The organism is Nonomuraea angiospora, from assembly GCF_014873145.1.
GTDB lineage: Bacteria > Actinomycetota > Actinomycetes > Streptosporangiales > Streptosporangiaceae > Nonomuraea > Nonomuraea angiospora.
Genome location: NZ_JADBEK010000001.1, coordinates 6,234,683 through 6,257,575, shown reverse-complemented (window position 1 = coordinate 6,257,575; position 22,893 = coordinate 6,234,683). Strand labels below are relative to the sequence as shown.

Sequence of the window (22,893 nt, the reverse complement as noted above, 5' to 3'; positions counted from 1 at the left end):
GCATAAACAGCAAAGGCGGTGTTCGATGTTCCACTTCCATGTCGCACCCTCCGGCGACGACTCGGGTCCCGGCTCGGCCGACGACCCGTTCGCCACCCTCGGACGCGCGCGCTCCGCGGCCCGCGAGGCGGCCGGCGGCGCCGTCGTACACCTCCGGGGCGGGATCCACGTGCTGGCGGAGCCGTTCGCGCTCGGCGAGGCCGACTCCGGGACGGTGTACCAGGCGTACGGCCACGGCACTCCCGAGCGGGAGGAGGCGGTGGTCAGCGGCGGCCGGCAGATCACGGGATGGCAGGTGCGGGACGGCGTCTGGACGGCGGAGGTCGGCGACCTCGACACCCGCCAGCTCTACGTGGACGGCCGCCGGGCCGAGCGCGCCTGGATCCCCGGCCTGCCCGGCGACGCGCGGGCGACCGCCACCGGCTACGTCACGGACGAGCCGCTCGGGTGGCGGAGCCCGGGGGACGTCGAGTTCGTCCACCGGGGCGTCTATCCGTGGACCGAGGCGCGCTGCGGGGTGGCGTCGGTGTCCGGGGACACGGTGGTCACGATGGCGCAGCCGGCGTTCGGGTGGGCCGCCGAGCTGTACAACTCCGTCTGGGCGGGGCAGACGTCGAGCGGTCCGGGGCTGCCGACCAGGATCGAGAACGACCCGAGCTTCCTGCGCGAGCCCGGGACCTTCGTGCTCGACCGCTCGCGGCCCGGGCGTCACGTGCTGCTCTACCTGCCGCTCCCCGGCGAGGATCCCGCTCGTACGCGGGTGGTGGCGCCGGTCCTGGAGACGCTGGTGAGCGTGGCGGGGGCGCGGGACGTGGCGTTCAAGGGGCTGGTGTTCGCGGAGGCGACGTGGCTGCGGCCGAGCCGTCCGGAAGGGTTCCTGCACTATCACGGGAGCGGCTACTACGAGGGCGGCGGCGTCGAGACGGCGGTGATCGGCGAGGGCGCGTCCGTGACGTATCCGACCGCGTCCGTGACGATTCCCGCGTGCGTGAGGTTCGAGGACGTGGTGGGGGCGGAGGTCGAGGGCTGCCGGTTCACCCGGCTCGGGGCCACGGGGCTGGGGGTTTCCGGCGGTTCCGAGGTCGTGGTGCGGGCCTGCGACTTCGACACCCTGTCGGGCGGCGGCATCGTGGTGTCCGGGACGCGCGACGCCTCTGTCGAGGACAACAGGGTTCACCGCATCGGGCTCGAATTCAGCGGCTCGCCGGGGATCGGCGTGACGGGCACGTACGGATGCGTCGTCGCCAACAACGAGGTCACCGACGTTCCGCACTGCGGCATCACCGTCGGCCCCGGGGAGGGCACGCAGGTCCTGCGCAACCTCACCGTGGACACCATGGGGACGCTGGCCGACGGGGGCGGCATCTACCTGTCCGGGGTGCAGGGCGACTCGCCTGACAACCAGGCCCTGGTCCAGGGGAACGTCATCAAGGACACGCGGACGCCGTACAACTTCGGGCTCTACACCGACTACGGCGCCTCGTGGGTGACGGTCGAGGGGAACGTCGTCATGCGGGCCGACAGCACCGCCGTCCTGGAGGTCGGGCCGCCGCTGGAGAACGTGGTCTACCGGGGCAACTTCTGGGACGCCGACCCCATCGGCCACGACAACCCGCCGGACGGGGTCCGCTACGAGGACAACGTGACGATCAAGGACGGCGCCGAGCTGGACGCCGCCACCGCCGCCATCCAGTCCCGGGCGGGCCTCAGGAGATGATGGAGGTGCCGTTGAGGCGGTCGATCACCTCGGTGTGCAGGATGCCGTTCGTGCAGACCAGGCTGCCGCCCTCCAGGCCCTTCACGCCGGAGACGTCGGTCCACTTGCCGCCGGCCTCCTCCACGATCACGGTGAGCGCCGCCATGTCCCACGGCGACAGCTCGGGCTCGGCCGACAGGTCGACCGAGCCCTCGGCGACCATCATGTGCGACCAGAAGTCCCCGTAGGCCCGGGTGCGCCAGCAGGCTCGGCTGAGGTCCAGGAAGTTGTCGAGCTTGCCGGTCTTCTCCCATCCGCCGAAGCTGGAGTACGAGAACGACGCGTCCTCCAGGGTCGACACGGACGAAACCTGCATCCGGGACGCCTTGGTCAGGCTTTTGCCGGTCCACGCGCCGCCCTCGGTCGCCGCCCACCACCGGCGGCCCAGCGCGGGGGCCGACACCAGGCCGACGACGACCCTGCCGTACTCCATGAGCGCGATCAGGGTCGCCCAGACGGGGACGCCGCGCACGTAGTTCTTCGTGCCGTCGATGGGGTCGATGATCCACGAACGGGCGCCCCAGCCGGTCTTCCCGAACTCCTCGCCCACCACGGCGTCGCGCGGCCTGGCGCGGCGCAGCGTCCCCCGGATGGCCTCCTCCACGGCGCGGTCGGCATCGCTGACCGGCGTCAGATCGGGCTTGGTGTCGACCTTGAGATCGACCGCCTTGAACCGCCGCATGGTCAGGTCATCGGCGGCGTCCGCCATGACGTGCGCCAGCCGGAGATCATCGTTGTAACCCTGCACGGTCGCCCACGCTACCGTGTCCGCCATACAGAACATCAGTCACCAACGCCCCTTTTCTGGTAACGGTGTCCATCCCGCCCGTGTCGCCCTCGCCCGGGTCCGAGGGGTGACGGTGACGACACGGCACGGCGGCAGTGCCCGGTGCGGTGGCCCGGTGGCCCGGTGGCTCGGTGGCGCGGGGGTCGCGTGGCGTCGCTGGGCATGCTCCCCGGCTGGACGCACGGTGGCGGGCACTTGGTGGGCGCGTGCGGGGCGTGCCCTGGTTGGTGCGCGGGGCCCGCGGGGCGTCGCTGGGGGTGCTCGGTGGCTGGGCGGTTGGTGGGGGACGAGGACGCTGGGTGGGGGTCAGGGGGTGTCGTCGAGGGTGCCTTCGCGGCTGGAGAGGAGGCGGCGCAGGGATCGGAGGCGGGCGGGCTCGGCGTTGCCGGCGGCGACCCAGGCGTCCAGGGCGCACTCCGGGCCCAGGTGCGTGCAGCCCTTCGGGCAGTCGACCGTGCCCTCCACCAGGTCCGGGAACGCGGCCAGGACCGTTTCCATGGACACGTGGGCCAGGCCGAAGCTGCGTACGCCCGGCGTGTCGATGATCCAGCCGCTCTCCGGTAGCTCCAGCGCCACGGCCGAGGTGGAGGTGTGGCGGCCGCGGCCTGTTACGGCGTTGACCTGGGAGACGGCGCGGTTGGCGTCCGGGACCAGGGCGTTGACCAGGGTGGACTTGCCGACGCCCGAGTGGCCGACCAGGACGCTGATGCGGCCCTTCAGGTGGTCGCGGAGCTCCTCCAGGGAGCCGCCCTTGTGCACGACGACGTGCGGGACGCCCAGCGGCTCGTAGAGGGCCACCAGCTCGTCGGGCGGGGCGAGGTCGGACTTGGTGAGGCAGAGCAGGGTGTCGATCTCGGCGTCGAACGCGGCCACGAGGATGCGGTCGATCATGCGGGGCCGGGGCGGCGGGTCGGCCAGGGCGGTGACGATGACGAGCTGGTCGGCGTTGGCCACGACCGGGCGCTCGATGCCGTCGGTGTCCTCGGTGTCGTCGGCCGAGCGGCGCAGCATCGACGTGCGGGGCTCCACGCGGACGACCCTGGCCAGCGTGTCGGGGCGGCCCGAGACGTCGCCGACGAGGGCCACCCGGTCGCCCACCACGATGCCCTTGCGGCCCAGCTCGCGGGCCTTCATGGCCATCACCAGGCGCCGCTGCGGCTGCTGCTTGCGCTTCTGCGCGGACCCCTTCGGGCGCTCGGGCTCGACCAGCGTCGTGTAGCGGCCGCGGTCCACGGCCACCACGAAGCCCTGCACGGCATCCTCATGCGCAGGACGGATCCGGGTCCGCGGCCTGGAGCCCTTGCCCGGCCTGACCCGTACGTCGTCCTCGTCGTACTCCCGCTTCTTCAGCGGTCTGCTCCCATGTCCTCGCTCGCTTTCGCTCGATGAACCGCGCGGTCGCCCCCGGTCAGGCCGGAGAGGCGTCGTCGGCCGGTCGGTGCTGATGGGGGATCGGGCGCCGCCGCGGGCAGGCCGGAGTGGCGCCGTGCTGGTGGATCTCTTCCTCGCCGAACGGGCGGTGGACCCTCACGGGCCGCCCTTTTCCGACGTGCCCGGCCTTTGCGGCGCGAAACCCGCGCCCGAGGGCAGGCGCCGCCGGGTCACCGCGCCTCCAACATGCCGGTCCACATCCGGACGAACTCCGGCAGCGTCTTGGCGGTCGTCGCGATGTTCTCCACCTCCACGCCGGGCACCCTGAGGCCGATCACGGCTCCGGCCGTGGCCATGCGGTGGTCGTCGTAGCTGTGGAAGGTGCCGCCGTGCAACGGGCGGGGGCGGATGATCAGGCCGTCGGCGGTCTCCTCCGCGTCGCCGCCCAGCCGGTTGATCTCGGTGGCGAGCGCGGCCAGCCGGTCGGTCTCGTGGCCGCGCAGGTGGGCGATGCCCCGGATGCGGCTCGGGGTGGTCGCCAGCGCGGCGAGGGCGGCGATCGTCGGGGTCAGCTCGCCCACCTCGTGGAGGTCGGCGTCGATGCCGGTGACCTCGCCCGTGGGCCGCCCCGTGACCACCAGGTCGGCTCCGTCGGGGGAGCGGGTCACGGTGGCGCCCATCGCGGTGAGCAGGCCGCGCAGGGCGTCGCCGGGCTGCGTGGTGCGCTCGGGCCAGGTGGGGATCGTCACGGTGCCGCCCGTGACCAGGGCGGCGGCCAGGAACGGGGCCGCGTTGGACAGGTCGGGCTCCACCGTCATGTCTCTGGCCGCGATCGGGCCGGGCTCGACGCGCCACACGTCGGACTCGCTGTCGTCGACCGTGACGCCCGCCGCCCTGAGCATCTCCACGGTCATCTCGATGTGCGGCTGCGAGGGCACCGGCGGGCCGACGTGGCGGATCGTGATGCCCTTCTCGAACCGCGCCGCCGTCAGCATCAGCCCCGACACGAACTGCGACGACCCCGACGCGTCCAGCGTGACCTCGCCGCCCGCCAGCGGCCCGCTGATCGTGAACGGCAGCGCGTCGTTGTCGATCCTGGCGCCCAGCGAGCGCAGGGCGTCGAGGATGGGGCCCATCGGGCGCTTGCGGGCGTGCGGGTCGCCGTCGAAGGAGACCGGGCCGTCGGCCAGGGCGGCCACCGGTGGGACGAACCGCATGACCGTGCCGGCCAGGCCCGCGTCGATGCTCGCGCCGCCCCGGATCGGGCCCGGCGTCACGTGCCAGTCGACCCCCGCGGCGCTCTCGTCGGCGGGCTCCAGGGTGGCGCCCAGGGCCCGCAGGGCCGAGGCCATCAGGTCCGCGTCGCGGCTGCGCAGCGCCCGGCGCACGACGCCGGGACCGTCGGCGAGCGCGGCCAGGACGAGCGCGCGGTTGGTCACCGACTTGGAGCCGGGCAGCGGGACGGTGGCGGTGACCGGAGAGGCCGCCGTGGGCGCGGGCCAGTGCGGCGTGGTCGGCGTGGGCGTGGTCGCAGCGGGCATGGTCAAAGAGTACTGGGAGTGGTAGGGCGAGGGTCACAGCCTGTGGACGGCGGCGAGCGCGCCGTCGCGCCTGTGGACAACCGCCGGTCCGGTGTGCCGGCGGAGGCGGTCCTCCTGTATTCGGAAAGAGGCGCCGGGCACGCCGGCGGTAAGCGGTCGCAGGGGGTCGGCGGCCGGACGATGGATGATCCGAGGCGGCTGGGTGACGGATGATCCGAGGCGGCTGGGTGACGGATGCTCCGAGGCGGCTGGGTGACGGACGACCCGACGCGGACAGGGGATGGGCGACCCGAGGCGGACAGGCGAGCGAAAGTCGTACCGTACGTGGCAGTGTGGGGTTATGTGCGGTAGATACGCGTCGGCGCGCAAGAAGCACGAGTTGCTGGAGGAGTTCGAGGTCGAGCAGGACGGCGACCCCGAGGAAGAGCTCGGGGCCGACTACAACGTCGCGCCGACCAAGAACGTCTACGCCGTGCTGAGCCGGGTGCCCAAGGAGGCCCAGCGGGCGGTGCGGCAGCTCAGGATCGTGAAGTGGGGCCTGGTGCCCGCCTGGGCGAAGGACCCGTCGATCGGGTCCCGGCTGATCAACGCCAGGATCGAGACGGTGGCCGAGAAGCCGTCGTTCCGCCAGGCGTTCGCCAAGCGCAGATGCCTGCTCCCGGCCGACGGCTATTTCGAGTGGATGCCGGTCGAAGGCGAGAAGAAAAAGAAACAGCCGTACTTCATCCATCCCGAGGACGGCGGGGTGCTGGCGATGGCGGGCTTGTACGAGTTCTGGAAAGACCGGTCCCGGACCGACGACGATCCCCTCAAATGGCTGGTGACCTGCACCGTCATCACCACGGACGCCGAGGACGAGCTCGGCCGCATCCACGACAGGATGCCCATGATGATCGAGCGCGAGCGCTGGGCCGAGTGGCTGGACCCCAAGGTCACCGACGTCGAGCAGGCCTCGCGGCTGCTGGTGCCGGCCGAGCAGGGGCGGCTCACGGCGTATCCGGTCTCCACGGACGTCAACAACGTCCGAAACAATGGCCCGGACCTCATCAAACCTCTACCGGAAGAGGAAGAAACCGCACTTTTCTAAAGGTGTAAGAAGCACGGTAAGTGGGCATCCGGTGAGGAAAGCGATGCATCCGTTTACTCGGTGTCACCGCCATAAATGCCCCTAATTGCACCGGGCGGGACAACCGGGGAGTCCCAGCCGCGGGTTGCCGTGATTCACCCGGAGGTGCGGATTCGTGGACGTCACGACCGCTCGTGAGCGGCTGGAAGACATGCTCGCGGAACTGGACCGATCGATCGGGGTCCTCCAGGGCGACCCCGTCGCCGTGCGCGAGCACTCGGCGGCCGACGCAGGCTCCGACCTGACCGACGCCGATCGGGCCCAGGCCATGCTGACCGTGGCCGCGTCACAGCGGCGCGCCGTGGTCGAGGCCATCAAGCGCCTGGAACAAGGCGTGTACGGCCGGTGCGTCGACTGCGCCAAGCCGGTGCCGGAAGGGCGGCTGGAAGCCCGTCCGGAGGCCGCGCGGTGCGTGCAGTGCCAGGGCAAGCGGGAGCGACGCCGCTGAGCGAGCGGGGATCCCGCCCAGCAAGAACGAGCGGGGATGCCGCCGGACACGAAGAACGGCGGCACACCTCTCCACAGCCGGGCGGAGTCAGCTTTTGCGGCAGCTGGCGACCAGGTGGATGCCGACCGTGTCGTCGTCGTCCGGATGGGCCTCCAGCTCCGTACGCACCAGGTAGTTGAGCGCGCGTGCGTCGGCCCCGAGCACGTGGTCGACCGTGGACGGCGACAGCACCGTGCGCGGCCGCATCCACTCCACCTCGAGCCCGGCGCCCATCAGCAGCTCGCGCAGCTGCCCGCTGCTGAAGCACCGCGTGATGCTGCCGTCCGGCCACGGCACGAGCATGACCTCGCCGGTCTGCCGCAGGTGCTGCCACTGCTCCTGCTCGGCCAGGATCGCCATGCCCAGCACCAGCGAGTCGACGCACACCAGCGCCCGCCCGCCCGGCCGCAGGACCCTGGCCACGTCGCTCATCGCCGACTCGGCCATCAGCTCGATCGACATCACGCGCTCCTCGGCGAGCACGGCGTCCACGCTCGCGTCCGGCAGGAACGCCAGGTCGTCGGCGCGTACGTGCCGGACCCGGTCGGCGTCCCGCAGGCCGGAGCGCGCGTCGCCGGTGCGGCGGAAGTCGAGCACCTCGATCACCTTGTGCCCTGCCCTGGCCACCTGGCCGGACCAGCGCCCGCGGCCGCCGGAGAGATCGAGGACGACGGAGGGTTGGTCGGGGAGCCAGCGGTTGAGTTGTTCGGCGGCGACGGCGCGGTAGAAGGTCCAGTACGGCCCAAGCGTCCCTGAGCCGTTCAGTTCCTCGGCCGGAATGGGCAGCACACGCGACTCCTGAGTTCCGGGTAAAGGGCTACCAGCCGGTACGTATGGACGTTCCCCGCACCGGGTGCTTCGTACCTTCTATCTTGCGGGAACAGACAAGGGCGCGGGCGTGTTGCGACGAGCATGCTCACTATGGCGAGACCCCTCCCCACTGACCGGCAAGGCACCGGCCAGCGGGTATCCTCCCCTGAGTACGGTGTTCCGCAACAGCCGGCCACCGGTGATCTTAGGGGGGTGGGTCCGGTGCCCGCGACAGGCGCGGAGACGCTGGAGCAGCGAAGCGAGCGATTCGAGCGGGATGTCATGCCGTATCTCGAGCAGCTCTACTCCGCCGCGCTCCGGATGACCCGGAATCCCGCGGACGCGGAGGATCTGCTTCAGGAGACCTTCGCCAAGGCGTTCGCGTCGTTCCACCAGTTCCAGGAGGGCACCAACCTCAAGGCGTGGCTCTACCGGATCCTGACCAACACGTTCATCAACAGCTACCGCAAGAAGCAGCGTGAGCCGAAGCAGTCCGGCACGGAGGAGATCGAGGACTGGCAGCTCGCGCGGGCGGAGTCGCACACCTCCAGCGGGCTGAAGTCGGCCGAGGTCGAGGCGCTCGAGCACCTGCCCGACGGCGACATCAAGCAGGCGCTGGCGGCCCTTCCGGAGGAGTTCAGGATCGCGGTCTATCTGGCCGACGTCGAGGGCTTCCCCTATAAAGAGATCGCCGACATCATGGGCACTCCGATCGGCACCGTGATGTCGAGGCTGCACAGAGGACGCAGGCAGCTCCGGGGCCTCCTTGAGGACTATGCTCGTGAGCGGGGTCTGGTCCCGGCGGAGGGATCGAAATGAGCTGTGGCAACCCGCATGACACCGACTGTCGTGAGGTGCTCGACAAGGTTTACGCCTATCTCGACGGCGAGCTGACCGAGAACGACGTCGTCGAGATCCGCGTGCATCTCGACGAATGCAGCCCGTGCCTCCAGGAATACGACCTGGACAAGGCGATCAAGGCGCTCGTGCACAAGCACTGCGGCTGCGACCCGGTCCCCGGCGATCTGCGCTCCAAAGTCCTCGCCCGCATCGCACAGGTCAGAGCGGAGCTGGCCGACTAGGATTCCCCCATGCGCGTGTTGGTCACCGGGGGTGCCGGGTTCATCGGGTCCAATCTCGTCGATCGCCTGCTCTCCGAGGGGCACGAGGTCGACGTGGTCGACGACCTGTCTTCAGGGTCCAGGGAAAACCTGGCCGGAGCCGCCTCCAGCGGCCACTTCCGGCTGCACGTGCTCGACGTGCTCGACCCCGCGCTGACCGGCCTGGTCGGGGAGCTGCAGCCGGAGGTCGTCTGCCATCTGGCCGCGCAGATCAGCGTGCGCAAGAGCGTGGCCGAGCCCAGGCGGGACGCCCGGATCAACGTCGAGGGCACCGCGTCCGTGCTCGCCGCGGCCCACGAAGGGCGGGCCCGCAAGGTGCTGTTCGCCTCGTCGGTGGCCGTCTACGGCAGGCCCGGCACGATCCCCGTGCCCGGCGACGCGCCCACCGACCCGCGCTCGCCGTACGCCGCGTCGAAGCTGAGCGGCGAGACGTACCTCGCCGCGTTCCGCGCCCTCCACGGCATCGAATACACCACCCTCGTGCTCTCCAACGTCTACGGCCCGCGCCAGTCGCCCGAGGGCGAGGCGGGCGTGGTGTCGATCTTCACCGACGCGCTGCTCAGCGGCACGCCCACGGTCGTCTACGGCGACGGCACCCAGACCCGCGACTACGTCTACGTCGAGGACGTGGTCGACGGCTTCGTCCAGGCGCTCGGGCAGCGTGGCGACGGCCGCAGGTTCAACCTCGGCACCGGCATCCAGACCACCGACCGCCGCCTCCACTCCCTCATCGCGGACGCGGCGGGCGCTCAGGACAAGCCCGGGTTCGCGCCGCCGCGCGTGGGCGATCTGCCCGCGATGGCGGTCGATCCGGTGCCGGCCCACGAAGGGCTCGGCTGGCAGCCGCGTACGGACCTGCCGACAGGTGTGAAGAAAACCGTCGAATGGGCCCGAAATCGTCGCGTGAAGTAGTGGCTTGATTACGCTTTGCTTGCGATTTCCGACTCCGCCCTTGCGGGGACGTCGTCTTCTGTAGCGTTGAACCCCAGAACTCGACGTGGAGGCATGTGGATGTTCAAGGCTATGGTCGCCCGGCTGCTCACGGCCGTCGTCATGCTCACTCCTGTGGTCATGCTGATCGCTGGGGGAGCGCTTCCCCCAGGGGTGTCCTGGACCTGATGTCCGTAGGGGGCCGCAATGCGTGATCTGCCGTGGCCCGCAAGGGTCTATCTGGTCGCCGTGATCGGCGCGGCGGTCGCTCTCATGGTGCGCAGCGTCATGGTCTCCGGGGCTCCCGTGGCCCCGGAGGACCTCGACGTCCTGCTGGTGCTCGCGCTGCTGTTCCTGGTGTGCGAGTCGATGCCGACGCTGCTCAACGTGGAGCAGTTCGCGGTGTCGGTCAGCTTCTCCGCCTCGCTGGCGGCGGTGGTGCTGATCGGGCCCGAGGGCGCGGCCGTGGTGGGGCTGACCGCGATGGTGAGCGTGCGGCCCGGGCTGCCGCTGATCAAACGGCTGTTCAACGGCGCGCAGTTCGCCATCTGCGGCTACGTGGCCGGGCGGGTCTACGAGTCGCTCCACGGCCAGGTCGGCGTGCCCCAGGTCAACGCCTTCGACGATCTCATCGGCCCCTACGCCGCCGCCATGGCGGTCTTCGTGCCGCTCAACATCGCGCTCACGCTGACCATGATCGGGCTGGCCACGCGGGTGCGGGCCACGGAGGTGCCGCTGCGCGGCATGGCCCAGTTCCTGCTGTCCTATCTCGGATACGGCACCTTCGGGCTGCTGGTGGCCGGGCTCTGGGCGACCGTGCAGTCGATCTCGGCGGTGCTGGTGCTGCTGCCGCTGTTCGTGGCGCGGTGGGCGTTCGGCCAATATCACGCGCAGCAGCGCTCGTACGACGCCACGATCGCCGCGCTCTGCCAGGCCGTCGAGACCAAGGACTACTACACGCGGGGCCACTGCACGCGGGTCTCGCTCGCCTCCTCCATGATCGCCCAGGAGATCGGCATGGGCCCCGAGCGCGTACGGGCCATCCGCTACGCGGGCATGCTGCACGACGTGGGCAAGCTCGGGGTGCCCACCAAGGTGCTGCAGAAGGACGGGCCGCTCACCGAGGAGGAGTTCGCCGCGATCCAGCTCCACCCCATGCGGGGCCTGGAGATCGTGCGCGGCATCGGCTTCCTCGACGAGGCCTACGCCGGGATCATGCACCACCACGAGCGCCACGACGGCACCGGCTACCCGATGGGGCTGGCCGGCGACGAGATCCCCGAGTTCGCCAAGGTCATCGCGGTGGCCGACGCGTTCGACTCGATGACCTCCGACCGCTCCTACCGGGGCGCCAGACCCGTCGCGGAGGCGCTCGACGAGCTGCGCAAGACCTCGGGCACCCACTTCGACCCCGTCATGGTCGCGGCCTTCATCCGCGTGCTCGACCGGGAGCCGTGGCAGCCGCCGCGCAAGGTCGAGGCGCCGCCGCCCGACGAGACCCCGATCAAGGACCACGACGATCCCACCATGCCCATCGAGGTCGTGACCGGGCAATGATAACCACCGAGCGCCCCAGGCGCGCAGAACGCTCTCTGAACACGGTCTTCCGCCGGCTCGACTCCGGCCAGCTGCTGCTCATCTGCGCGGCGGGGCTGGTCGCGATCGCCGGCGTCGCCCACACCGCGGCCGTCGGGCTCGACCGCACGGAGATCGCGGTCGGGTTCGGGGCGCTGATCGCGGTCGGCGAGCTGGCCAGGCTCACCATGCCGGGCAACAGGGAGGTCGCGCCCATCGGCGCCGCCGCGGCGCTGGGCTACACGCTGCTGCTCGACCTCAGCCAAAACCCGCTGCGCCACTCCGCCCTGCAGGTCGTCGCCGTGATCGCGGTCGGCATGGCGGCCGGCGCGCTCCCGCACCTGGCGGTCGGCCGCCCGCCGCGGCTGGACGCGATGGCGCGGCGGCTGCTCACCGGCGCGCTGCTGGCCTTCGCGTTCCGGCCGCTGGCCGACCCGCTCTACCTGCTGACCAAGCCGCCGACCAGCACCTGGTGGCCGGCGCTCGCGGTGATGGTCACGCTCATCGCGATCACCCTGCTGATCGACGTGCTGATCGCCGCGCTGCTGCGGGCCGAGCGGCTGCGCACCTCGTTCCGGGTGGCCGTGCGCGACGAGGTCAACATGGCCTTCCCGCTGGGCGCGGCCGTGGCCTCGTCGGGCGTGCTGCTCGCGCTGGCCACGCACAGCATGGACCTGGTGGCGCTGCTGGTGTTCGCGGCGCCGCTGCTGGTCACGCAGGTGGCCTTCAGGAAGTACGCCGGGATCCGCGCCACCTACCTGCAGACCGTACGCGCGCTGTCGCGGGTCACGGAGGTCGGCGGCTATGTCGAGCCCGGCCATTCGCGCCGGGTGAGCCGCCTGGCCGTGGCGATCGGCAGGGAGCTGGGCATGTCCGAGCCCGAGCTGCTGGAGCTGGAGTACGCCTCGCTGATGCACGACATCGGCCAGCTCTCGCTGCGCGACCCGATCCCCGGCGGCGCCACCGTCCTCACCGAGCCCGACCAGGCGCGGCGCATCGCCGAGCTGGGCGCCGAGGTGATCAGGCAGACCGGCGTGCTCGACCGGGTCGCCGAGGTGGTGCGGCGCCAGTGCGATCCGATCACCGACGACCCGCCCCTGTCGAGCCGCATCATCAAGGTCGCCAACGCCTACGACGACCTGGTGGGGCCCTCGACCGACCGCGACCGCGCCGGGGCCGCGCTGGAGCGCATCCGCCTGTCGTCGGGCAGCGCGTACGATCCTCATGCGATCGAGGCGCTCACCCGGGTGATCGACCGCGGGCGTGTCTAGCCCGTACGGAATTGTGGGGTTCCTACAGATCATGATCGCCGGATCGGTGGTTTAGGGGGAAAGGAGCCGCGGCGGTCGCGGCTCTAGTGTGGTCGGCGTGTTAATTGAGACGCTCGGACCCGTTCTGGTCGCCAACCGAGGGGAGATCGCGCGGCGGGTCATCCGCACGGTCCAGCGGCTGGGGCTGCGTGCCATCGCCGTCCACTCGGAGGCCGACGGCGACCTGCCGTTCGTGCGCGAGGCCGACGAGGCCGTGCTGATCGGTCCGGCCAATCCCGCGCAGAGCTACCTCGACGCCGACAAGGTGCTGGAGGCGGCCCGCGCGACCGGTGCCAAGGCGATTCACCCGGGTTACGGGTTCCTCGCGGAGAACGTCGCGTTCGCCAGGGCCGTGATCGACGCCGGGCTGGTGTGGATCGGGCCCTCGCCCGAGGCCATCGACAAGATGGGCGACAAGATCAACGCCAGGAACCTCATGGAGAAGGCCGGCGTGCCGGTCGCCGCGGGCACCCGCGAGCCGGTCACCGACCTGTCGCTGGCGCTCAAGGCCGCCGACGCCATCGGCTATCCGGTCATGGTCAAGGCCGCGGGCGGCGGCGGTGGCATCGGCATGAGCGTGGCCCACGACGACGAGGGCCTGGCCAAGGCGTTCGAGCAGGCGGCCAGGGCGGCCGCGAGATTCTCGGGGGACGCGCTCGACGGGCCGGCCGTGCTGCTCGAGCGCTACATCGAGCGGGCCCGCCACGTCGAGGTGCAGATCCTCGGCCTGCCCGACGGCCGGGTCGTGGCGCTGGGCGAGCGCGACTGCTCGGTGCAGCGCCGCCACCAGAAGGTCGTCGAGGAGTCGCCGTCCCCGGGCATCACCCCCGAGCTGCGCGAGCGCATGCTGGCCGCCGCCGTGCGCGCCGGCGAGGCCGTCGGCTACCTCGGCGCGGGCACCGTCGAGTGCCTGGTCGACGCCGACCGGCAGGACTTCGTGTTCCTGGAGATGAACACCCGGCTGCAGGTGGAGCACCCGGTCACGGAGCTGGTCACCGGGCTCGACCTGGTCGAGCTGCAGCTGCGCGTCGCGGCCGGCGAGAGCCCCGAGGTGCGGCCCGCGAGCACCGGGCACGCGATCGAGTTCAGGGTCTACGCGGAGGATCCCCGGCGCTTCCTGCCCGGACCCGGCACGATCACCGCATGGGTGGAGCCGGGCGGAGCGGGCGTGCGCGTCGACTCCGGTTACGCGGCGGGCAACACGGTCACCCCGTTCTACGACCCTCTGCTGGCCAAGCTCTGCGTCCACGGCGAGACCCGCGCCGAGGCGCTGGAGAAGGGGCGCAAGGCGGTGGACGCGTTCGTCGTCGAGGGGCCCAAGAACAACCTGCCGTTCTGTGCGGAGCTGCTGGACAACGCGGAGTTTGTTACTGGTGTCTACGACACTGGTCTGGTTGGGCGGATGCGGGCCTAAGGTGAGTACATTGATTCCAGAGGGGAGTTCCGGTGGCTGAGGTACGCGCTGAGATGGTTGCGAACGTCTGGAAGGTCGTCGTCAAGGAGGGCGACACCGTCTCCGACGGCGACACGCTGGTCATCCTCGAGTCCATGAAGATGGAGATCCCGGTGCTCGCCGAGGAAGAGGGCGTCGTGGCCCAGCTCAAGGTGGCCGAGGGCGACGTGATCCAGGAAGGCGACCTGATCGCGGTCATCCAGTAGATCGCGACCGAGCCAAAAACCGGGCGCGGTCGACGACGATGCGTTCGATGGTGCCGCGGCCCACGACGGCGTGTTTGTCGTGGGCCTCGAAGGCGAAGACCAGCCGCCGCCCGTCGACCTCGGTGAGCTCGACGCCGATCTGCACGTGCGTGCCCAGCGGGCTGGCGGCCAGGTGTTCGAGCTCGACCCGGGTGCCGACCGACGTCTCGCCCGGCGCGAGGTGCTTCTCCACGGCCTGTACGGTCGCCGCTTCGGCCAGCGCGAGCAGCCGCGGCGTGGCGAGCACCGGCACGTCCCCGCTGCCGACCTTCTTCGCGGTGTCCGACATCTCGACCATGATGAGCAATTGGGCGCGCAGACCCGGAGCGAGCGTCATGGGGTCAGCCTACGGTGGTCGCGCCTGTCCAACGGGTCAGCTGACTTCCCGGAAACGCGGACAAGTGCGGGCATAAGGGCCCAGGATAGGGTGTGTACGGCTTAAGGCATTTGAGTGGCATGTGAGACAGGTGGGTCGTACACTCTCTGAGTTCCGTGACCACTGTGTGACCTGTCCGCGACGAAAGTTCGCTTTGTTGGAGAGCCGCGGGGTGCAAGAGGTTACTGGTGTAGGGGGGTAACGGGGGAGTCATGGTGGCCCAAGGAACGACGCTGGCGGGGCGGTATCGGCTGGACACCCGCATCGGCGCCGGCGGCATGGGCGAGGTGTGGCGCGGAGAGGACATCGTCCTGGCCCGCACCGTCGCCGTCAAGGTGCTGCTCCCCGGCCGTACGCAGGACCCCGGGTTCGTCGCTCGCTTTCAGGGGGAAGCGCGGGCGATGGCCACGATCAACCACGGCGGCGTCGTCGACGTCTACGACTACGGCGTCAGCGAAGACACCGTCTACCTGGTGATGAAGTTCGTCGACGGCGAGCCGCTCGACCGGCTGCTGGCCAGGCTGGGCCGGATCCCGCCGCAACCGGCCATGGAGCTGATCGCGCAGGCCGCGTCGGCGCTGCAGGCCGTCCACGATCGGGGGATCGTGCACCGCGACGTCAAGCCGGGCAACCTGCTCGTGCAGCGCGACGGCACGCTGGTGCTGACCGACTTCGGCATCGCCCGCTCCGACCTGGCCAACCGGCTGACCGACGCCGGCATGGTGCTCGGCACGGCCGCCTACTGCGCCCCCGAGCAGGCCGAAGGCGCCCCTGTCACGCCCGCGGTCGACATCTACGCGCTCGGCGTGGTCGCGTACGAGTGCCTGGTGGGGCAGCGGCCGTTCGACGGCGACAGCGCGGTCACGATCGCGCTCAAGCACATCCGCGAGGCCCCGCCGCCGCTGCCCGCCGACATCCCCCAGGCCGTGCGCACGCTGGTCGAGGTCGCGCTGTCGAAGGACCCGGCCAGGCGCTTCCCGACCGCAAGGGCCATGAGCGAGGCGGCCAAGGCCATCGCGAACGGGCAGACGCCCGCCCCGACCCCCGAGCCGCCGGTGCCGAACACCGGGGCCACCATGGCGCCGCCGGCGGAGGCGTACCAGACGGGTGCCCATCAGGCGCGTCCCGCCGAAGAGACGACGACCATGGCCGACCGGCGCCCGGGCGGGCGCCGCGCGGCCAAGGCGCCGCGCAGGACCGGGCTCATCGCGGGCATCGCCGTCGCGGCGGTGCTCGGCGCGGGCGCCACCGCGATCGCGCTGACGGGCATGAACCCCGAGCCCGCACCGACGAGCACCATCTCTCCGTTGGGCGACGGGTCGCAGAGCAGCCCCAAGCCGTCCAAGACCAAGCCCACGAAGATCCACACGGAGGAGCCGACTCCGGACCCCGACCCGACGACCGACCGGCCGAGGCCCACGGAGACCGAGGACACCAAGCCGCCGACGAAGACGCCGACGAAGACCCCCTCCAGCACGCCCAGCGTCACCAAGACGCCGACCAAGACGCCCACGAGCACCCCGACGCCGACCGTCAAGAGGGTACGCGTGCCCAAGGTGGTCGGGATGCCGTTCCTGCAGGCGCAGGAGATGGTCGAGGCAGCGGGCTTCGAGGAGATCATCCCCGACGACCGGACCTCCACCTCCAACGGCATGCGCTGTGGGAAGGTGAGCGGGACCCTCCCGGGAGGTGGGACGGTGCAGGACGTGACCAAGCCGGTCACGCTGATCATCGTCGACGGCGTCTGCCCAGGGGACAGCACCGGCAGCCCCTCGCCCAGCGCCACGCCGAAGTCGTAGCTCTCACACCCCAGTGGTGCTGCGGGGGTAGGCGATCTGCGGGTCGGTGGCGATGTTCACCATGTACGGGATGCCGGAGTCGAACGCCCGGCGCAGCGCCGGCCCGATCTCCGACGGCTTGGTGACCAGCTCGCCGCCTCCGCCCAGCGCGGTCACGACCTGGTCGTAGCGGCACTGCGGCTGGAGCTCGGCGGCCACGTCGTAGCCGTACAGGAGCTGCATGGGGTGCTTCTCCAGGCCCCAGATGCCGTTGTTGCCGCAGATCATGACGACGGGCAGCCTGTGGCGGACGAGGGTGTCGACGTCCATGAGCGAGAACCCGGCGGCGCCGTCGCCCAGCAGCAGCACCACCTGGGAGGACGGCCTGGCCAGGCGGGCGGCGACCGAATAGCCCAGGCCGGTGCCGAGGCAGCCGTACGGGCCGGGGTCGAGCCAGTTGCCCGGCTGCTTCGGCTCGACGTACTTGCCCGCGTAGGAGACGAAGTCGCCGCCGTCGCCGATGACCACGGCGTCGTCGGCCAGGACCTTGCCCAGCTCGCCGTACACGCGCATGGGGTGGATCGGGTCGGAGTCGGAGGCCAGCAGCTCGGCGTCGCCCGCGATGGCCGCGGCGGCCGTGTCGGCCAGCTTCGACACCCAGGAGGCGTACGTGTCGGGCTTGACCCCGGCGTCGCCGCAGGCGGTGCCGAGACTCCAGAGCACCACGGACAGGTCGCCCGCGGCGGACGCGGCCGGCTGCATGTGGGTGGCCAGCTGCGAGGGCGCGTCGGCGATGTGCACGACGCGGGCCAGCGCGTCGTTGCCGCCGAACCAGCCGTAGTTGAGGCGGAAGTCGAGCGGCGTGCCGATCACGATGACCAGGTCGGCCTGCTTGAACGCCACGCTGCGGGCCCGCGTGACCAGCAGCTCGTGGCCCGAGGGCAGGATGCCGCGGCCCTGGCCGTTGGGGATGACCGGCAGCCGCCACGTCTCGGCGAAGTCGCGCGCGGCCTCCTCGGCCCGGTCCATCCACACGTCCGACCCGTAGACCAGCACGGGCCGCTCGGCCTCGGCCAGCAGTCGCGCGATGGCGGCCAGGTCGTCGGGGTCGGGCTCGAGCGGCGACGGCGTCTGCGTCCGCACCTCGTGCGGCGCCGAGGGGGAGAACAGGTGGTCCATGTAGAAGTCGAGGAACACCGGGCCGCGGTGGGGCGCGACCGCGGTGCGGAAGGCCATCTCGACGTCCTGGCCGACGGACTCCGCGTCGGTCCCGGTGAACGACAGCTTGGTGATCGGCTTGAGCAGCGGCGGATGGTCCAGCTCCTGGAGGGCGCCGCTGCCCCAGCGCGACTGGGGCGCCCGGCCGCCCATGACGACGACGGGGGAGCCGTTGAAGTGGGCGGTCGCGACGCCGCTGACGCCGTTGGTGATGCCGGGGCCCGCGGTCAGCACGGCCAGGCCCGGTTTTCTGGTCAGCCGGGCGGTCGCCTCGGCGGCGAAGACCGCGCTCTGCTCGTGGCGTACGTCGAGGATGCGCATGCCCTCGTGTACGGCGCCGTCGTAGAGGGGGAAGACGTGTCCTCCCGACAGTGTGAACATGGTCTCGACGCCATAGGCCTTGGAAACGGCGACAGCGGCGTCACCGGCGTGCTTCGCGGACTCCATGCCCGGAACTTACCAACCAGTCACCGGAGTAAACAGATCTTAAGGATCTTCAGTCGCAGCAGAGCGACACCGTGCCCTTCGGCGCCCGCACGACGACCTTCCGCGGTGACGCGGGGTCCTGATCGACGTCGACGTTGGTGTTGGCCCCTTCCGCCGTCACGTGGTAGATCGTCTTCGGTAGGTCCAGGGTGACGTTGCCCGCCGTACGCACCACCGCGTTGACGGTCGTGGGGGCGCTGACGAACGACAGGTCGACGTCCCCCGAGCCGATCTCCACGTCGGCCGCCTCGACGTCGAGATCACCGGCATTGACGTTGCCCGTGCCGCTCCTGGCCCAGAGGGTGCCGGACAGGTTGTTGACCTGGACGTCGCCGGCGACGGAGGACAGACGGACCTTGCCGAACAGATCGTTGACGTTGAGCCGGCCCTTGCCCGTGCCGGCCTCGACGTCGGTCTCCGGCGGCACGTAGATCACGTAGTCGGCCCAGCAGAGGGGGCCGTCCGGCTGCTCCTCGCCGGGGCAGACGGCGTCGAGCCGCAGGGTGTCGGAACGGACGTCCCAGTCCTCGGTGATGGTCGGCCGGTCCCTCGACCAGCGCAGCGCCCTCCAGATGAGCAGCTCGCCGGCCCTGCCCGGCCGGATGGTCAGGTCGACCTGGGTGCCTTTGCCCGCCTTGATGCGGACGTTCTTGTGCTCGAAGGCGATGGACCTCTGCGTGTGCTCCTCCGGCATGCTGGCCCGCGCGAACCCGCGCCAGAGCCCCGCGGTGGAGAGCAGCAGCGCGATCGCGGTCGCCAGCGCGCCCGCCGCCAGCCAGGCGGCTCTCACGGCAGGCTCCTGATCTTGAGGAACTGCAGGACGGCGAGCACGCGCCGGTGGTCGCCCTCGGCCGGCGACAGGTCGAGCTTGCTGAAGATGTTGCCGATGTGCTTTCCGACCGCCCCCTCGCTGAGCACCAGGGACTGGCCGATGCCGGCGTTGGAACGGCCCTCGGCCATCAGCCTGAGCACCTCGTGCTCCCTGGGCGTGAGCCGTTCGAGCGGGTCGCTGTTGCCGCGCACCAGGAGCTGGGCCACGACCTCGGGGTCGAGCGCGGTGCCGCCGGCCGCCACCCTGCGCAGCGCGTCGATGAACTCCGTCACGTCCGCCACCCGGTCCTTGAGCAGGTAGCCGACCCCGCCCGTCGCGGCCGAGGCGAGGAGCTGGGCGGCGTAGCGCTCCTCCACGTACTGCGAGAGCACCAGGACGGCCAGGCCCGGCTGCTGGCGGCGCAGCACGAGCGCGGCCCGCAGGCCCTCGTCGGTGTGCGTGGGCGGCATCCTGACGTCCGTGATGACCAGCTCGGGCTTGTGCTCCGCGGCCGCCCGCAGCAGCCCTTCGGCCTCGTCCACGGCCGCCACCACCTCCATGCCGGAGGCGTCCAGGAGCCTGATCAGCCCCTCGCGCAGCAGTACGGAATCCTCCGCGAGCACTACTCGCACGGCAGGTCCACCTCGATCGTCGTTGGGCCGCCCAGCGGGCTGGACAGCCGCAGCGACCCGTCCACCGAGTCGATCCGCTGGGCCAGGCCGCGCAGCCCCGTGCCGCCGTCCAGCCGGGCTCCGCCGCAGCCGTCGTCGTACACGAGCACGTGCAGGCGCTCGCGCTCGCGCCGCACGCTCACCTCGGCCCTGGTGGCCGCCGCGTGCTTGGCGATGTTGGTCAGTGCTTCGGACACGATGAAGAACGCCACCGCCTCGATGGTCGGAGTGGCACGCCGTTCGATGTCGACGTGGAGTTTGACGGGGAACGGCGCGCGGGCGGCCACGCCGGACAGCGCCGCGTCCAGGCCCTGGTCGTTCAGCACGGCCGGATGCAGGCCGCGTACGAAGTCGCGCAGCTCCTTGAGCGCCTGCTTGGCCTCCTCGTGCGCCTGCTCGATGGCCTCGCGGGCCGGCTCGGGCAGGTCGGTCAGGGTGGCCCTGGCCAGGCCGAGGTTCATGGCGAGGGAGACCAGCCGCTGCTGGGCGCCGTCGTGCAGATCGCGCTCGATCCTGCGGCGCTCGGCGTCGGCCGCGTCGATCACCCCGGCCCGGCTCTCCGTCAGCGTCTCGATCCGCTGGCCCAGCTCCGAACGGCTGGGCCCGAGCATCGTACGCGCCACCGAAAGGTCCAGCGCCGCCATGCCGCGCGCCAGCACCGGCGCGAGCAGCAGGAGCACGAGCCCGATCGCCAGGTAGATCGCCACGACCTTGCCGTCCCTGAGGTCGAACTCCTCGAACTCCATCGGCGGCGGCTGCAACCTCTGCGGCAGGTACGACATCAGCCCCACGATCGCCCCTCCCCACGCCAGCCCCACCAGCACCGCGGCCGCGAACCCCACGAACGGCGACAGCAGGTGGTAGCCGATCTGCCGCCGCGTGGCCGCGCTGCGCCAGCTGCTCGGGGAGCGTACGGGCGGGATGCGCGCACCCAGGAACGCCTCGAACCTGGAGCGCTGCACCCTCGTGAACAGCGGCACGCTCCGCATCAGCAGGCGCGGCCACACGAGCAGGACGAGCGTCAGCCCGCCGAGCAGCACGGCGACCGGGAGACCGATCATCACGTGGGCCGTGTCGAGCCACGCCCGCGCCGACCACGGACGGGGGACTTTCATGGCTCAACGGTATTGAGCAGCGGGTGAGACGCGAAATAGCCCTGGTGTGCTGATGAAGGGTGGGGTTTTCCCCACCCTCAAAGCGTCGCCTTGAATCCGGCGGGGTCGAACGAGCCGCCCAGCATCACACCCAGCCCTCTCCGCGCCACCTCGGCGAACTCCTCCCCGCCCAGCTCCCCGGCCCCTTCGGGCAGCACCCCGGCCAGCGGCCGCGCGGCCAGCATCTCCAGGTCGCACACGCAACTGCGCTCGACGATCCCGGGCTCACCGGGCCAGCGCCCGATGACGATCCCCGTCGGCTCGAGCCCTCGATTGGCCATCGCCTCCAGCGTGAGCGCGGTGTGGTTCACCGCGCCCCGTCCGGGCCTGACGACGACGAGCACCTGCGCGCTCAGGGACCGGGCGAGGTCCCCGATGGTCCCGCCGTCCTCGTCGAACCGCTCCAGCAACCCTCCGGTGCCCTCCACGACCACCATCCGGTTGCTCTCGGCGAGCTCCCGTACGAGCTGCCCCACCTCGGCCAGCGACACGGGCGGCACCCCGGCGACGCGGGCGGCGGCGGCGGGCGGCAGCGGCTCGGCGAAGCGCCGCACCTCGAAGGTCGTGCCGGCGCCGGACATCCGGATCACCCGATCCATGTCCCCGGCCTGTCCGGGCGCGACCCCGGTCTGCGCGGCCTTCACCACGGCCACGGAGGCCCCGCGCCGCCTGGCCAGCACCGCGAGCGCCGCCGTCACGACGGTCTTGCCGACCCCGGCGTCGGTCCCTGTGACCACGAGAACACTCACATGACCAGCCTAGATGTGGTGCGGGGCCGGACCGGTTCGGTCAGGGGCGCCGCAGGCGGGTGACGAACTTGTACCGGTCGCCGCGGTAGAGGGACTGGGCCCACTCGACGGGGTTGCCGTCGGCGTCGAAGGCGTGGCGGGTGAGGAGGAGCATGGGGAGTCCGACGTCGACGCCGAGGGCCTTGGCGTCGTACGGAGTCGCCAGGACGGTCTCGATGATCTCCTCGGCGTCCGTGAGCCTGACGTTGTAGGCGTTGTGCAGCGTCTCGTACAGGGACGCGTGCACCTCGAGCTCGCGCCGCAGCCGGGGGAAGCGGCGGGCGGACAGGTGGGTGGTGTCGATGGAGACCGGCTCGCCGTTGGCCAGCCGCAGGCGGTGGATGCGCAGCACCCGGCCGCCCGGGTTGATGGCCAGGCGCCTGGCCAGGGCCTCGTCGGCGGTGATGTAGCCGATCTCGAGTATTTTGGTGTCCGGCTCCAGGCCCGCCGTGCGCAGGTCGCCGATGTACGAGGTGAGCTGCAGCACCTGCGCCACCTTCGGCTGGGCCACGAAGGTGCCCTTGCCCTGGATGCGCAGCAGCCGGCCCTCCACCACGAGCTCGGTCAGCGCCTGCCTGACCGTGGTGCGGGAGGTCTCGAACTGTACGGCGAGCGTGCGTTCCGGCGGCAGCGCCGTGCCCGGGGACAGGGTCTTCGTGAGCTCGAGCAGGCTGCGTTTGACGTCGTAGTACTTCGGTACGCGGGGGCTGTCGTCCGTCACGCTCTCACCTTCACTTCTGCCACGGCGGTGAAGGCGTGTCTGATCACCGCGAGATCATCGGAACTCACATCAGCCCGAGCGGTCAACCGCGGGCTGTGGCGGCCGACCGGCACCGGACGGGCACGGTAGCCGGCTCGCACGGATCCGGGCAGCTCAGGCTGATTGTGAAGGATATCCACAGCGGCGTGCGCGATCGCAACCGAGGCCGGTCCGTGATCCGTGTCGAGGCGGAGCCACCTGCCCGTGCCGATCACCTCCGACTCGTCCCGTCTGCGGTTCGAGCAGCTCCCGTGGTGTGACGGTTCTCACAATATGAGATTCCCGATATGTCGAGTTGGGTGGACGATGCCGTATCTGTCGTCACTGTGCGGACGAGCG

General features: G+C 71.0%; 22 protein-coding genes. 11 read left to right on the top strand and 11 right to left on the bottom strand.

The features are described 5' to 3' along the window. Positions 1-25 precede the first annotated feature (25 nt). Positions 26-1,717 (top strand): right-handed parallel beta-helix repeat-containing protein, encoded by a 1,692-nt coding sequence (locus H4W80_RS28165; RefSeq protein WP_192787839.1) that lies wholly within the window; start codon positions 26-28, stop codon positions 1,715-1,717. Here H4W80_RS28165 and hisN read toward each other — a convergent pair. The 3 genes from hisN to aroA form a co-directional block, all read right to left on the bottom strand. Then, entirely contained in the window at positions 1,707-2,540 is an 834-nt protein-coding gene (gene hisN / locus H4W80_RS28160; protein ID WP_378526206.1) for a histidinol-phosphatase, read from the bottom strand. The two genes, H4W80_RS28165 and hisN, sit on opposite strands and share 11 nt — an antisense overlap. 309 nt (positions 2,541-2,849) lie before the next feature. Then, positions 2,850-3,893 (bottom strand): ribosome small subunit-dependent GTPase A, encoded by a 1,044-nt coding sequence (rsgA, locus tag H4W80_RS28155; RefSeq protein ID WP_192793781.1) that lies wholly within the window; start codon positions 3,891-3,893, stop codon positions 2,850-2,852. A 251-nt stretch (positions 3,894-4,144) separates the two neighbouring features. Next, positions 4,145-5,455 (bottom strand): 3-phosphoshikimate 1-carboxyvinyltransferase, encoded by a 1,311-nt coding sequence (gene aroA / locus H4W80_RS28150; protein WP_192787838.1) that lies wholly within the window; start codon positions 5,453-5,455, stop codon positions 4,145-4,147. A gap of 340 nt (positions 5,456-5,795) precedes the next feature. Between aroA and H4W80_RS28145 the strand changes: the two genes are divergently transcribed. Beyond that, positions 5,796-6,542, top strand: a complete 747-nt coding sequence (locus H4W80_RS28145; RefSeq protein WP_192787837.1) for an SOS response-associated peptidase — start codon at positions 5,796-5,798, stop codon at positions 6,540-6,542. Positions 6,543-6,696: 154 nt separating this feature from the next. After that, positions 6,697-7,029: a TraR/DksA family transcriptional regulator gene (locus H4W80_RS28140; protein ID WP_192787836.1), complete on the top strand. Its 333-nt coding sequence runs from the start codon at positions 6,697-6,699 to the stop codon at positions 7,027-7,029. Between the two features lie 87 nt (positions 7,030-7,116). On the opposite strand, the gene H4W80_RS28135 is transcribed toward H4W80_RS28140, so the two are convergent. After that, positions 7,117-7,857 (bottom strand): class I SAM-dependent methyltransferase, encoded by a 741-nt coding sequence (locus H4W80_RS28135; protein ID WP_192787835.1) that lies wholly within the window; start codon positions 7,855-7,857, stop codon positions 7,117-7,119. Positions 7,858-8,091: 234 nt separating this feature from the next. Here H4W80_RS28135 and H4W80_RS28130 point away from each other — a divergent pair, with 234 nt between their 5' ends. The 7 genes from H4W80_RS28130 (at position 8,092) to H4W80_RS28100 (ending at position 14,473) form a co-directional block, all read left to right on the top strand. After that, positions 8,092-8,697 carry a sigma-70 family RNA polymerase sigma factor gene (locus H4W80_RS28130; protein ID WP_173526616.1) on the top strand — a complete coding sequence of 202 codons (606 nt, stop codon included), beginning with the start codon at positions 8,092-8,094 and terminating at the stop codon, positions 8,695-8,697. A gap of 35 nt (positions 8,698-8,732) precedes the next feature. Further along, complete coding sequence (gene rsrA, locus H4W80_RS28125) at positions 8,733-8,960, top strand: mycothiol system anti-sigma-R factor (protein WP_378526207.1); 228 nt, start codon at positions 8,733-8,735, stop codon at positions 8,958-8,960. Positions 8,961-8,969: 9 nt separating this feature from the next. Next, positions 8,970-9,911, top strand: coding sequence for an NAD-dependent epimerase/dehydratase family protein (locus tag H4W80_RS28120; protein WP_192787833.1), 942 nt, complete (start codon positions 8,970-8,972; stop codon positions 9,909-9,911). Between the two features lie 225 nt (positions 9,912-10,136). Further along, positions 10,137-11,486, top strand: coding sequence for an HD-GYP domain-containing protein (locus H4W80_RS28115; protein WP_192787832.1), 1,350 nt, complete (start codon positions 10,137-10,139; stop codon positions 11,484-11,486). Continuing rightward, positions 11,483-12,775 carry an HD-GYP domain-containing protein gene (locus tag H4W80_RS28110; protein ID WP_192787831.1) on the top strand — a complete coding sequence of 431 codons (1,293 nt, stop codon included), beginning with the start codon at positions 11,483-11,485 and terminating at the stop codon, positions 12,773-12,775. The genes H4W80_RS28115 and H4W80_RS28110 overlap by 4 nt, the downstream gene beginning before the upstream one ends. A 97-nt stretch (positions 12,776-12,872) precedes the next feature. Next, positions 12,873-14,228 carry an acetyl-CoA carboxylase biotin carboxylase subunit gene (locus tag H4W80_RS28105; RefSeq protein ID WP_318787092.1) on the top strand — a complete coding sequence of 452 codons (1,356 nt, stop codon included), beginning with the start codon at positions 12,873-12,875 and terminating at the stop codon, positions 14,226-14,228. A 32-nt stretch (positions 14,229-14,260) separates the two neighbouring features. Next, positions 14,261-14,473 (top strand): biotin/lipoyl-binding carrier protein, encoded by a 213-nt coding sequence (locus H4W80_RS28100; protein WP_192787829.1) that lies wholly within the window; start codon positions 14,261-14,263, stop codon positions 14,471-14,473. On the opposite strand, the gene H4W80_RS28095 is transcribed toward H4W80_RS28100, so the two are convergent. Continuing rightward, positions 14,463-14,849 carry a thioesterase family protein gene (locus H4W80_RS28095; protein ID WP_192787828.1) on the bottom strand — a complete coding sequence of 129 codons (387 nt, stop codon included), beginning with the start codon at positions 14,847-14,849 and terminating at the stop codon, positions 14,463-14,465. The genes H4W80_RS28100 and H4W80_RS28095 overlap by 11 nt on opposite strands. 251 nt (positions 14,850-15,100) lie before the next feature. Between H4W80_RS28095 and H4W80_RS28090 the strand changes: the two genes are divergently transcribed. Next, positions 15,101-16,687, top strand: a complete 1,587-nt coding sequence (locus tag H4W80_RS28090; protein WP_192787827.1) for a serine/threonine-protein kinase — start codon at positions 15,101-15,103, stop codon at positions 16,685-16,687. 3 nt (positions 16,688-16,690) lie between these two features. On the opposite strand, the gene H4W80_RS28085 is transcribed toward H4W80_RS28090, so the two are convergent. From H4W80_RS28085 to H4W80_RS28060, 6 genes are all read right to left on the bottom strand, one after another. Next, the gene (locus tag H4W80_RS28085; RefSeq protein WP_192787826.1) at positions 16,691-18,331 is read right to left on the bottom strand and encodes an acetolactate synthase; all 1,641 of its coding nucleotides are present in this window, start codon (positions 18,329-18,331) and stop codon (positions 16,691-16,693) included. Between the two features lie 49 nt (positions 18,332-18,380). After that, positions 18,381-19,160 (bottom strand): DUF4097 family beta strand repeat-containing protein, encoded by a 780-nt coding sequence (locus tag H4W80_RS28080; protein ID WP_192787825.1) that lies wholly within the window; start codon positions 19,158-19,160, stop codon positions 18,381-18,383. Further along, positions 19,157-19,813: a response regulator transcription factor gene (locus H4W80_RS28075; RefSeq protein ID WP_192787824.1), complete on the bottom strand. Its 657-nt coding sequence runs from the start codon at positions 19,811-19,813 to the stop codon at positions 19,157-19,159. The genes H4W80_RS28080 and H4W80_RS28075 overlap by 4 nt, the downstream gene beginning before the upstream one ends. After that, positions 19,804-20,967: a sensor histidine kinase gene (locus tag H4W80_RS28070; protein ID WP_192787823.1), complete on the bottom strand. Its 1,164-nt coding sequence runs from the start codon at positions 20,965-20,967 to the stop codon at positions 19,804-19,806. The genes H4W80_RS28075 and H4W80_RS28070 overlap by 10 nt, the downstream gene beginning before the upstream one ends. 77 nt (positions 20,968-21,044) lie before the next feature. Then, positions 21,045-21,755: a dethiobiotin synthase gene (bioD, locus tag H4W80_RS28065; protein ID WP_192787822.1), complete on the bottom strand. Its 711-nt coding sequence runs from the start codon at positions 21,753-21,755 to the stop codon at positions 21,045-21,047. A gap of 40 nt (positions 21,756-21,795) precedes the next feature. After that, on the bottom strand, positions 21,796-22,515 hold the full coding sequence (locus H4W80_RS28060) for a GntR family transcriptional regulator (RefSeq protein WP_192787821.1): 720 nt from the start codon (positions 22,513-22,515) through the stop codon (positions 21,796-21,798). Between the last annotated feature and the right edge of the window lie 378 nt (positions 22,516-22,893).